Genomic DNA, 12,746 nt, shown 5'->3' with positions numbered 1-12,746 from the left:
AAGGTAAAAAAATGTCAAAGAAAAAAAATAACTGTTACTTTGAAGCGTTTATTGAACTAGCTGATTATTCTAAACAGGCAGCTGAATTATTGAATGATTATGTACATCATTTTGATTTATCTAAAATGGATGAAAAAATTAAAGAAATGCATGAAATTGAAACAAAGGCTGATAGTACAAAACATGAAATGATGGATCGACTTTCAAAGGAATTTATTACACCCATCGAAAGAGAAGATATCAACCATTTATTCAATGTGATTGAAAATGTATCGGACACGATTGAAGATGTACTGATTAAAATGCATATCTTCTGTATATCAGAAATGCGTCCGGAAGCAAAAGAATTTGCGAATATCATTGTTAAATGCTGTGAATCATTAAAGAAAATGATGATGGAATTTCCTAATTATAAAAAATCAACACAGTTACAGAAATATATTATCGAGATCAATGATCTTGAAGAAGAAGGCGATAAATTATATACAGGCAGTGTTCATAATCTATTCTCTATCTCAAAAGATCCAATTGAATTATTAACTTGGACAGAAACCATGGATCGATTTGAAAAAAGCTGTGATTCAATTGAACATGTAGCTATTGTCGTAGAAAGTGTCGTCATGAACAATATTTAATTACATAAAATCATAGACAATAAAAAAAGGATATGATAGAATATGGGTGGATGAAACTCCACAATATAAAGAAACCCCAGTGTGGTAGCACTGGGGTTTCACTTTGGGAGGGAAGAGTCAGAGTCTTATCTGAATCGTAAACGAATCAGTCGAAGACATTCATTCAAAGCTATTATATTCTCATATAATAACTGGAGAATGATGATGGTTTCAAAACCCAACAATTACTCCTCCACAATATAAATACAGGCATCATAAATTTTCCCTCCCTTTCTATGCTGCCTACTATTATATATGCGCAAAAAGACAAAAATTCCCAAAAAAAAGTAAAAAAATAAAAAATGATTTATCAAAATAAATCTATACCCTTATGCTTCTATGTTCAGATTCTTCATTTATTATCAAAGACAAAAAGAACCTGAAGGCTGTTATCATAATTAGCAATTTTAACGATTAATTTGAATATTGTACAAATATTCTTTTTTTTTATAATTATTTACAGAGGAAAACATTATGAAATTATATACATTGTTATCAAAGTTAGAAGATAAATCCATTATATCCAGAAGTGATTTAGAAAGAGAACTGCATATTTCTGAAAGTACTCTTCGTAATCTGAAATCCAAAGCAAATGCAATTGGGAAATATCATGGATTTACGATTCAGACAATACGTGAAAGGGGGTATCATCTGGATGTTTGGGATAAAGAAAAATATGAAAAGTTTCTTACAAAAGAAAACTATCTGCCGACGGAAGGTCTGGATGCCGATAAGCGGGTATCATTGATGCTTTATATCTTATTGCAGTCAAATGAATATATTACATATGAAGATTTAAGTAATCTTCTTGATGTTTCCAAAGCAACAGTTATTCGAGATTTTAAGGAAGTTGAGAAAAAGATCAACGAGAGCAATCTTCAATTAGAGAAAAGGAGTGGTTATGGAATAAGGGTTATTGGAAATGAACAGGATATAAGAAAAGCTTTTTCAAAATATGTGATTTGTAATTCAGCTTATATACAACCTGTAAAAGGATATTTTGAGTTTATTAAAGAGATTGATGTTGATGAAGTTACTGAAAAGTTTAAAGAGCTTTTAAAGAAATATTCGCTAGAAGTCACAGATGCTTCATTAGCAAATATCGTAGAACATATCCTGATACTTCTTTATCGATCAAAACAGAAAAAATATATCAATCAGTTTGATTCATATCCGGTTGAACCATGCTTTACAGAGATTGCTCAACAGATTATCGACTGGTTACAAGAAAGATATCCGATTGTCATTGATCCAAAAGAGGTTGATTTGCTGGCAGCTCATATTTCCGGCAAGACGTTTTCGGATAAGATGATTTCTGATCAAAAAGAAGAAATTACAGATGGAATCAAAGATATCTTGAACGAAATTGATGAAGAATTTCTGACAAATACGAAAGATGATGAATTGTTGCTGAATGCCTTGATCATTCATGTTCTGCCACTGATTAATCGAATGTATCACAATATTCAGCTGACTAATCCGCTAATTGATAAGGTATATAGTGAATATGCAAATGTTTTTCTGTTAGCAATGAGATTTAGCAATCTGATCGAGAAAAAATATAACTTTAAGCTTTCAAAAGATGAAATTGGCTATATTGCCCTTCATTTTGCTACTCATTTTGAAAGGATGAAAAATAGCAAAAAAGAGCAATATAAAAAGATACTTGTTATCTGTGGAACCGGTGGAGGATCTGCACAGCTGTTGAAAATTAAGCTGAAATCGATCTTCCCTCATGCATCGGTATCGACGATTGCTGTGAATAATATGAAGGAAACGGATTATCACAGTTATGATCTTATCTTAACAACGATTCCGTTGGAAGAAGAATATAAGGATGTTCCTGTTATCTTCATCAAGGAGTGGCTGGATGAGAATGAAATCGCAAGAATCGAAGAGATCATCATGATGCGTGCGAAAGAGAATCAGATAACAACGACTATTCGTGATATTTGGGATTTGTTCCATGAAGACTTGTTTTATGTAGACGGAATCAGGGATTATAAGAAAATGCTGGTTCATATGGGTGATGATGCCATTAAAAAGGGATATGCCAATGATCATTTCACAGAGTTGGTGTTAGAAAGAGAAAATCGTTTTGCGACAATATATAAGAATGGTGTTGCAGGACCTCATCCGATGGTTTTTGAAGCAAAAAAAGATTCAATCAGCGTTGCGGTATTTGAGAAACCCTTCTTTTGGGAAAACAGAGAAGTACGTGTTATCTTTTTGATCAATCTAAGAAAAGGTAACTTGTATCTTCATAAAGAGATCAGTAATATCTTGCTTTTGCTGATTGAGAAAGAGCATCTATTAGATACGATTGCAAAGTGTAAGACATTCAAGCAGTTTATAGAAGAGTTAAAAGCTGCGGTGTTATAAATCAGGAGGTAATTTTATGAGTACAGAAGAGAAGATTATGACCATGATTAGCTATGCCGGAGCAGGCAGGATGAAGCTGATAGAGGCGATGCGCTTAGCCGGTGATCGAAAGTATGAAGAGGGACTTCAATTGGTAGATGAAAGCGACAAAGATATTGTGAAGTGTCATCAGGCACAGACAGAGATATTGTTTCAAAACAGTTCAGATCCCAGTGCGCCGGGCAGTAATATCTCAGTGCTGTTGATTCATGCCATGGATCAGGTCATGAATACGATGAGCATGAGAGATTTAGTATATGAAATGATTCATATGTTAGAAAGGAGGGAAAAACATGATTAATGTAATGCTGGTTTGTGAGTATGGTATCAGTACTTCAATGATGGAAGAGGCTGTTAGAAAAGAAGCTAAGAAACAAAATGTCGATCTTCAGATCGAAGCACATAGTATCACGGATATTGATAAGTATATCAAATCAGTGGATTATGTCTTACTGGGTCCACAGGTTGGATATCGTATCAATGAATTACAGAAAAAATATCCGGAGCAGGCAGGTATCATGCATATCTTAGATCCAAGTGACTTTGCATTGCTGAATAGCAAAAAAGTCCTTAAAGAGATCGTTTCTGCTGTGAACAAGTAAAAGAAGAAAGGAGAAAAAAAATGGAAAAAATTATTGAATTAATTAATAAGACGTTAGTGCCAATTACGATCAAAATAAAAAATATTAAATGGCTGACAGCAATTGGTGACGGTGTCATGGCTACCTTCCCGATTTTAATGATCGGATCATTTGGTACCTTGATTGCATATTTCCCAAATGAGGAAGTATTGGCATGGTTACAAACAACACCGATCTATCATATTTCCTTGACATTGGGAACATTGTCAAACGGATTGATGGGTTTGATCGCAGCTGTTGCCATCGCTTATTCTATGTCGAAACAGATTGACAGCGATGAGTTTACCAACTGTATTCTTGCAGTTATGTCCTTCATTATCTTACAGGGATTCACAGCCGGAAGCATTGCTACTTCAGGTATGGGAGCTCAGGGCTTATTCGTTGCGATGATCATTGGTGTCTTGATTCCGATGTTATCAAAATGGCTCATTGACAAAGGCTTTTATTTAAAGATGCCTTCCGGTGTACCGCCTATGATCGAACGGACCTTTGCGGCATTGGTACCGACACTGGTCGTCCTGCTGCTATCCGGTATCGTTGAATGGGCCTTCTCTTTAACGGAATGGGGCAATGTGATCACTGCGTTCTATACATTGATCCAACGTCCGTTTACAAGTGTTGCGGCAACGCTGCCAAGCTTTATCCTATGTATCGTTTGCGGTGTGCTTGTTAACTTTGTAGGTGTTCACTCAACAGCTTTGACAAATCTGTGGCTTCCATTCTTAACGGCTGCCGCTGCAGAAAACCTGGCAGCAGTAACAGCAGGAGCTCAGCCAACCAATATGGTTACGGAAATTTATCGTGCTTATTATGCTGTTGGTGGTTTTGGATGTTTCTTTGGTTTACAGATCTGTATGCTGTTTGCCAAGAGCGAGCGTGTCAAGGCTGTCAGTCGAGTTTCATTCATTCCGGCTATATTCAATATCAATGAACCGGTACTTTATGGTTTCCCAATCATGATGAATCCGATCATGTTAATTCCATTCCTTTTGGCACCAATCTTAAACTGTGTGCTTGCCTATGTTACGACTTTGATAGGATTCCTTCCGATTTCAAATGGTGTCATATCTTCTTGGGCTTTGCCGACACCGATTCGTGTATATCTGGCAGGTTTAGGATGGCAAGGAGTAGTGCTGACATTTGTCATGATTGCCATGGACACTGCGATTTATTATCCATTCTTCAAACTTGCCGATCGTCGCTATGCAGAAGAAGAAAATAGGAGCGAAGCAGAAGCTGCTTAGATGTGATGATTGTTAATAAGAAGGATAAGTGAAAGCTTATCCTTCATTTGTAAAGGAGTAAATATTCATGAACGAAAAATATCTTGATAAATATTTGAATTATTATACCGGTGAAAACAGAAAAGCCATGTATGTATTATTTGCGAAACTGGTGGATGCACTGCGTAGTGATGAATTAGATGTATTTGATGAAATTCTGACAGAGGATTGTATTGCAGAATACAGTACGGTTGGAAAAGCGGTTGGTATTGAAGCCATTAAAAAAATGTTGAAATGGCCGGGACCTGAATGCAATGTCAAGAAATCAACGATCTGGAGCTTTGTCGCAAGAAGCAATAAAGAGGGATTTGGTCAGCAAAGTGCTTATATCCAAAGCATCATGGCCATTGATGATGGTGTCAATATCTTCCCGTTTACTTTCGGAGGGGTTTATTGTAATTCATATGTAAAAACAGAAAAGGGCTGGCGTATCAGTCATATTCGCTTTGATCTATGCTATGGTGATGATAATAACGGCTTTGTAATGGGTAAATGGAATCTGATCAGTCCGGATCTCTATTCAGGACATGTACCTGTCATCGTATCTGAACTGGATAATCCATGGACCGTGATTCCGGAAGACTGCGAACCACAGTCAGATGTCGAACAGATTTTTGAATTGCAGTTTAAGAAGACATTTGGATTTGACCGCGGTGATTTCAACTTGCCATTAAGTGTCGCAACAGAAGATATGTGGCAGTTTACTGAAGAACCGGGCAAACGCAATTATGTCAATTTCTTAAAATATAAACAGCACAAAGAACCGAATATGGAACATGCCAACCGTATGGGAAGCTGTGTCATTACAGGAGATACAGCCATCGCATGGATGCCAAGAGGTGAGGAACACCGTTTAAGAGATAAGGTATATACGAGAGAAAACATTCATTCCATGGTCACGACAGAAGCACATAAGATCTATGCGAAAAAAATAGATGGTGTATGGAAATTATATAAGATACAGGCCGGTTTTGAACCGGTAGAGAAAATGCGTTTTATTCCTATGGAAGATGATATTGTATCCTTTGATGAATATATTATAGGAGGTGACTGTGATGACAGCTGTTTCATTGGTTAAGAAATTCTTTGATTCCTATATCATGAATGAGTCAGATTTATTGGATGATCTTTTGGATACGGAAATAACCATTGATTATTCGACATTGGGAAGTATAAGCGGAAAAGAAGCGGTAAAGAAAGCGTTGGCTTTAAATGAAGATTTTACATATCGATATAATATTTTAAGTAATCTGATTGATTATAAAAAAGAAGATACATCGGTTGTCATTTGTAATGTTTTCCATTTTCTTATCAAAGAATATTCTTCTTATAATGTAGCGTCTGCGACTAGCTCAGTAAACGGACAGGTATTTCCATTGGTTTATGGCGGTAAATATAAATTTATCGTGGAAAATGATAAGATCAAGGCAGTATCTTTTGATTTAGAAGCACAGATGGGCAATACTTATTGGGCAAAAAAGAATTGGCAGTGGCATTTGTATGATGAAACAAAACATGATGCGAGAAAGGTTCTTTTAGATGAAACAAGAACGTATGAAAAAACAGATGAACAACAAAATATCATCCGCAGAATCTATGAATTTATGTTACTGGTAGATACCCGTCAAAGTGATTTATTCAAGCAATATGTCACAGAGGATGGTATCTATTCCTATCGTGATGCAACCCGGCAGGGAATGGGAATCAGCGAAGATACGCGTACAAGAGTCAGTATCATGAATCTGGTGAATCATATCGACAATCGTGAATATCAGAGCCATCACAGCTGTCGTATCATTGATGTAAAGGTGGATGGTGATGAAGCTGAAGTAACCTTAGAAATGTTTGAACCGACTAAGTTAGGTTATAAGCATCTTTTCTCTAACAATGTCTATCAGCCATATTATAATGAGCAATGGAAATTAAAACTGGTGAAAAAAGAAGACTGGATAGTATCAAGTGCAGATCGTAAAGCTGTTTCTAAATTCCAGAAAGTATCTTATAAGACACTTTGTATCTAATGAAAGGAATCAGTATGTTTAAAAAAGATTTTTTATGGGGTGGTGCTATTAGCGCCAGCCAGGCAGAAGGAGCATGGAATGTTGATGGCAGAGGTATGAGCGTCATTGATGTGACAACAGCTGCTGCGCTTCATACACCACGACTTATTACTTTTGTCGATCGTGACGGAAATCCTCATGCTGTCAACCGGGCAGATGAAGTGGATGTCATGGGAGGTCATTATGCTGTTTTAGAGGGATATGATTATCCAAATCAAAAAGGCATTGATTTCTATCATCGCTATAAAGAAGATATTGCGTTATTTCATGAGATGGGGTTTAAAACATTCCGTATGTCTATTTCATGGTCACGCTTATATCCGACAGGACTTGAAGATCAGCCAAATCCAAAAGGTGTTGAATTTTATCGCAATGTATTTAAGGAATTAAGAAAATACGATATAGAACCTTTAGTTACCTTGTGGCATTTTGATACCCCTGCTTATTTAGAAGAAAAATACCATGGATGGAAAGACCGCAGGACCATTGATTTATTTGTGAAGTATGCGAAAACCTGTTTTGAAGAATATAAGGGACTAGTCAGATACTGGCTGACATTTAATGAGATCAACAACACCTTAAATCACTTATTAAGAAGAGAAGATGCGACAGAGGAAGAATATCAAAAGGCATACCAGCACCTTCATTATCAGTTTGTCGCAAGTGCAAAGGCAGTAAAGATCGGCCATGATATTGATCCTTTAAATAAAATTGGCTGTATGATCTGCGGAATCACTTATTATCCACATACCTGTGATCCTAAAGATATACTTTTAAATCGTCATAAGTGGGAAGAAAGCATCTTTTATTGCGGAGATGTACAATGCTTTGGAAAGTATCCTGTTTATGCACAGCGGTTATGGAAGAAACACCACATCACACTTGATATCACCCAAGAGGATATTGAAGCTTTAGCACAAGGAAAAGTAGATATCTATACATTTTCTTATTATATGTCGAATAATGTTTCAAGTCATAAAACAAAAGACCAGGTTGGCGGAAATATGGCATTAGGTGAAAGAAATCCTTATTTGGAATATTCGGACTGGGGATGGGCCATGGACCCAACAGGTTTACAGTATTATTTAGAAGTGATGTATGATCGCTATCAGCGTCCGCTGATGATTACTGAAAATGGTTTAGGTGCCTATGATAAGGTAGAAGAAGATGGTTCGATCCATGATGAATATCGGATTGAATATCTGAGAGAACATATCATCGCAATGAAAAAGGCCGTGGAAGATGGTGTAGATCTTATCGGTTATACGACCTGGGGTCCAATTGATATTGTTTCACATTCAACAGGAGAAATGAAAAAAAGATACGGTTTTATTTATGTAGATGCTGATGATCAAGGTAACGGTACTTATGATCGCTATAAAAAAGATTCGTTTTACTGGTATAAAAAAGTGATTGAAAGCAATGGCGAAGACCTTGGTTGATGAATAGAATATATGAAACTCTATATCTTAGATAATGGCTGGATGGAATGTGATGAAAACTGGATCGTTTGTCTGAATAGTTATAAGACAAAGACCAATCGTGAAGCAACAAGCAGATGGATCAAGATACCGGTATATTGTGTTTTGATCGACATAGGAAATGAAAAGATCTTATTTGATACAGGACAGAATCCAAATGAATATGATCGAAGCATCCGCTGCCCGTATTATTACAGAGAAGAACAATTGCTGATCAATCAGTTAAAGAGTCTCCATCTTGAACCAACTGACATTGATAAAGTTATATTATCTCATTTTCATGATGATCATTGCGGCAATATGGACATATTTAAGAGTGCGGAATTTTATATAGCACAAGATGAGTATGATTATGTCAAAGAGGCTTTGGATAATCATCAAAAGCCTAAAGGAGCGTATAAGTATGCTCATCTAAATATCGAAAAGATTCATTTAGTAAAAGAAGATATAAAGATCCATGATCATATTCAATTGATTAATCTTCCGGGACACAGCAAAGGTCTATTAGGGATGATCGTTCATTTAGAAAAAGAGGGTACTTTGCTTTTTCCAAGTGATGCAGTTGATACACACTTGAATTATGGACCACCGGCCATGCCGCAATATAGTCAATACAACTTAGAAAAATATTATGAATCAATTGAAAAGATTAGAAATCTACAAGAGAGGTTAAACGCTAAAATCATATTTTCACATGATATGGAACAGTTTATGACATTAAAAAAAGCTCCCGATTATTATGAATAAAAAATTTGAAATTATAGATAATTTTGAGCGAAGATGATAACATGTAAATACCCCAAATAAATAGAAACCCCAGTGGCCTAAACACTGGGGTTTCGTTTGGAGGGAGAGGTCACAACCTATTAACGTTTAGCTGTTCTGATATACAGAACAGTCAAACGAAGGCATTCTTTCACAGCTAGCCTATTTTCATAGTATAACTGGAAGAGAATGATGAACAAAAAGTTCAACTGCAAACCACCCAAACAAATAAATGCAGGTGTCATATTTTCTCTCTCCTACTTATGCCACCTACTATTTAATATGCATGAAATGTTAGAAATTCCCAAAAAAAATAAAGAATTATTACAAAAAACTGTATTTATTTGCTTTAATAATTGAATGATTTTTGTTTAAAACTTTATTATAAAACTCTTGACAAATGTAAGCGGAACCATTAGTATAAAGATGTAGATAAAAAGGATTGTTACTCTTTGAGGCTTTACCTTTCATAACATAGAGATATGTTTTTAAGGTGTGACTTGGAGAGTTTTTATTTTAGGAGGAAGTATGTTTAACTTATTTAAAAAGGTTGTTGAATCTGAATTGTATTCTCCAGTCAAAGGAAAGATGATTCCTTTAAGCGAAGTTAATGATCCGGTATTTTCTGAAAAGATGATGGGCGATGGATGTGCTTTTGTATTTGATGGAGATACAATCTATGCACCTTGTAAAGGTGAGATCATCTTAATCGCAAATACCCGACATGCAATTGGTATCAAAGCAGAAAACGGTGCAGAAATTCTGATCCATATTGGTTTAGATACCGTGAATTTGAATGGGAAAGGGTTTGAAGTGCTGGTAAAAGAGCATGATAAGGTGAAGGTTCATGATCCACTTGTTCGTCTTGACCGAGCGTTCATGAAAGAAAATAAGGTTGATCTGACAATGCCAATGGTAATCACAAGTTCAGATTATGTTATTGAATTAGACGAATATGGTGATAAAGAAGTAAGCAATAGAGTTCTTAAAGTTAAAAAGAAATAAAGAAAGGAGCTGCCATGAAGGTTATTAAAAATATCAATAATAATGTTTCATTATGTTTAGATAGCAATAACAATGAAGTGGTGGCTTTTGGAAAAGGAATAGGTTTCACAAAACCACCCTATGAGGTGGATTTGGATAAGATTCAACGTACATATTATGGTATTGATCCTACCTATATCAATATGATCAATGATATTCCTGAAGATATTTTGGATATTTCTGATAAGATCATCAATTACGCAAGAATGAAACTGGAAAATCCTGTAAGTTCTAATATTGTGATCACCTTAGCGGATCATATTAATTTTGCGATTCAGCGATATAAGGAAAATATGAATATAAAGCTGCCCATCGTTCATGATATTGAGTATTTATTTGATACAGAGATGGAGATTGGTGAATATGCATTAACCTTGATTAGAAAGACTTTAAAGGTATTTCTTCCAAAAGAAGAAGCAGCTTATATTGCTTTACATATTATCAATGCTGAATCAATGAATAAGAATAACAAACAGGAAAAAATGGATGAAGAAGTGATTGATGATATTTGTGAAATCATCGAAAAAGATTTCCAGATCAAGATCGATAAAACAGGTTTTAACTATTCACGTTTTGTTTCTCATATGCACTATCTTTTAAAAAGAGGTAAGAAGAATGAAATGGTGAAAAGTGAAAATCAGAAGTTATATGAATCGCTTGTAAATGCATATCCCAAAACATATGAATGTACACAGCACGTAAGAGAGTATTTAAAGGATCAGCTGAATTGGGATCTAAGCGATGAAGAATGTATTTATCTGATGTTACATATGAATAGACTTTGTGCTCGAGAGGATTGTTACCAGTAGGGCTTTACCCCTGACATAAAGCTAAGTAATGAATGGTTCATTCATTATTTAGTTTTGGTTTGGGGTTTTTATTTTAGGCAAAACCAATGGAAGTGCGCAGCCATTGTTTGCAGATAAAAGCTATAAGAGAAAGGAGATAGTTATGGCAAAGAAGAATTATGATGAATTAGCTACAAAGGTAGTTGATTTAGTTGGTGGGAAAGAAAATATATCTTATTTTACACACTGTATTACACGATTACGTTTTAATGTGAAAGATAAAGGATTAGTTAAAATTGATTCGATTAAAAAATTAAAAGATGTGATTGGCACACAGTGGCTTGGTGAGCAACTTCAGGTAATTATTGGTACAGATGTTCCGATAGTTTATAAAATGATTTGCGCTAAGCATGGTTTAAAACCAGAGGCAGCTATTGATGAGAATCTCGACATCAACAATAATAGTAATAAAGGAAATATTATTACTAGAATAATTGATCCCTTATCTAAAAGTATTATTCCTGTCTGCGACGTTATTATTCCAGCATCATTTGTAATGTTGATTGTCAATGTGCTTGGTCCAACTCAACTTAATGTCATTTCGGCTGAAAGTGATCTTTATAAGCTATTTACTTTTGTTGGTAATGCTGGTTTTTATTTCTTGCCAATATACATGGGGTTTAGTTCGGCAAAAACCTTTAAAGCATCTCCCTATTTAGGTGCACTGATTGGCGGTGTGATGATTCATCCAACATTAATTGAAATGGTAACAAATGGTACAGCATTTACAGTTTATGGGATCCCAATGACCCTAGTTAATTATTCCAGCACCATTATTCCTATTTTTATGGTGGTATGGATTATGTCGTATATCGAAAGGTTTTTCAAAAGATATATGCCTAAAATAATATCACCAATTTTTTCACCTTTATTAACTTTGCTTATTATGTTACCTATTGTTTTATGTGTTATAGGACCTATTGGTTCGTGGATCGGCACTGGTATTTTAAGCGTTATTACATGGCTAGCTTCAAAGGGAGCTATTGCAAGTTTCTTAGTTACGACGATAATTGGTGGCTTGTGGATCGTTTTAGTTTTGTTTGGAATCCATGCTCCTGTGTATGTTTTAGCACTTGGTATGTTTACTGAAGCAGGTATTGACAGTGTTATTTTTCCTGGTGTAATTTGTGCTTTCTTCGCCCTTATGGGTATTGCCTTTGGAGCTTTTTTGAAATTAATGCGATTAAAAAAGGGCGACGAAAGTGGAATGTGTTTAACCGACTTCATCACGCTAGCTATAGGAGGTATATCAGAACCTTGTATTTATGGCGTAGGTATTCGTTATAAGAAGAGCTTTGGATTCATGTGCATTGGTGGTGCAATTGGAGGAGCATTAACAGCTTTATTTAATATTTCTTGCTATTCGCCAGTAGCACACTCGGGATTATTTGCCATTCTTGGTTTTGCTGGGGGAACTTCAATGAATCTTATTATTGGTGGATCATGTGCCATTTTGGCCATGTTAGTATCCGGTATCTTAACTTATCTTTTTGGTATTGATGCCAATGATGTTAAATCGGTAGAATAAA

12 protein-coding genes are annotated in these 12,746 nt (G+C 35.4%); all 12 read left to right on the top strand.

Annotated elements, in window-relative coordinates:
• Nucleotides 1-11: 11 nt before the first annotated feature.
• Nucleotides 12-635 (top strand): DUF47 domain-containing protein, encoded by a 624-nt coding sequence (locus BQ5367_RS02575; protein WP_071441003.1) that lies wholly within the window; start codon nucleotides 12-14, stop codon nucleotides 633-635.
• A 513-nt stretch (nucleotides 636-1,148) separates the two neighbouring features.
• Nucleotides 1,149-3,056, top strand: a complete 1,908-nt coding sequence (locus tag BQ5367_RS02570) for a BglG family transcription antiterminator (protein WP_071441002.1) — start codon at nucleotides 1,149-1,151, stop codon at nucleotides 3,054-3,056.
• Nucleotides 3,057-3,072: 16 nt separating this feature from the next.
• The gene (locus BQ5367_RS02565) at nucleotides 3,073-3,396 is read left to right on the top strand and encodes a PTS lactose/cellobiose transporter subunit IIA (protein ID WP_071441001.1); all 324 of its coding nucleotides are present in this window, start codon (nucleotides 3,073-3,075) and stop codon (nucleotides 3,394-3,396) included.
• On the top strand, nucleotides 3,389-3,697 hold the full coding sequence (locus tag BQ5367_RS02560; RefSeq protein ID WP_071441000.1) for a PTS sugar transporter subunit IIB: 309 nt from the start codon (nucleotides 3,389-3,391) through the stop codon (nucleotides 3,695-3,697). Before BQ5367_RS02565 ends, BQ5367_RS02560 begins: the two co-directional genes overlap by 8 nt.
• A 20-nt stretch (nucleotides 3,698-3,717) precedes the next feature.
• On the top strand, nucleotides 3,718-4,980 hold the full coding sequence (locus BQ5367_RS02555) for a PTS sugar transporter subunit IIC (protein ID WP_071440999.1): 1,263 nt from the start codon (nucleotides 3,718-3,720) through the stop codon (nucleotides 4,978-4,980).
• Between the two features lie 67 nt (nucleotides 4,981-5,047).
• Nucleotides 5,048-6,097, top strand: a complete 1,050-nt coding sequence (locus BQ5367_RS02550) for a nuclear transport factor 2 family protein (RefSeq protein ID WP_071440998.1) — start codon at nucleotides 5,048-5,050, stop codon at nucleotides 6,095-6,097.
• A complete protein-coding gene (locus BQ5367_RS02545; RefSeq protein WP_071440997.1) occupies nucleotides 6,075-7,040 on the top strand; it encodes a nuclear transport factor 2 family protein in 966 nt (321 codons plus the stop codon). The genes BQ5367_RS02550 and BQ5367_RS02545 overlap by 23 nt, the downstream gene beginning before the upstream one ends.
• Nucleotides 7,041-7,054: 14 nt before the next feature.
• A complete protein-coding gene (locus tag BQ5367_RS02540) occupies nucleotides 7,055-8,521 on the top strand; it encodes a glycoside hydrolase family 1 protein (protein WP_328586467.1) in 1,467 nt (488 codons plus the stop codon).
• A 12-nt stretch (nucleotides 8,522-8,533) separates the two neighbouring features.
• A complete protein-coding gene (locus tag BQ5367_RS02535) occupies nucleotides 8,534-9,307 on the top strand; it encodes an N-acyl homoserine lactonase family protein (protein ID WP_071440995.1) in 774 nt (257 codons plus the stop codon).
• A gap of 546 nt (nucleotides 9,308-9,853) precedes the next feature.
• Nucleotides 9,854-10,330 carry a PTS sugar transporter subunit IIA gene (locus tag BQ5367_RS02530; protein WP_071440994.1) on the top strand — a complete coding sequence of 159 codons (477 nt, stop codon included), beginning with the start codon at nucleotides 9,854-9,856 and terminating at the stop codon, nucleotides 10,328-10,330.
• A gap of 14 nt (nucleotides 10,331-10,344) precedes the next feature.
• Entirely contained in the window at nucleotides 10,345-11,178 is an 834-nt protein-coding gene (locus tag BQ5367_RS02525) for a PRD domain-containing protein (RefSeq protein ID WP_071440993.1), read from the top strand.
• Between the two features lie 142 nt (nucleotides 11,179-11,320).
• Nucleotides 11,321-12,745, top strand: a complete 1,425-nt coding sequence (locus BQ5367_RS02520; protein ID WP_071440992.1) for a PTS transporter subunit EIIC — start codon at nucleotides 11,321-11,323, stop codon at nucleotides 12,743-12,745.
• Nucleotide 12,746: the final 1 nt, after the last annotated feature.

The organism is Traorella massiliensis (genome assembly GCF_900104665.1).
In the GTDB taxonomy this organism is placed as follows: domain Bacteria; phylum Bacillota_I; class Bacilli_A; order Erysipelotrichales; family Erysipelotrichaceae; genus Traorella; species Traorella massiliensis.
The sequence above is the reverse complement of the archived record's forward strand: the minus strand, read 5'-3'. Positions and strand labels throughout refer to the sequence as shown.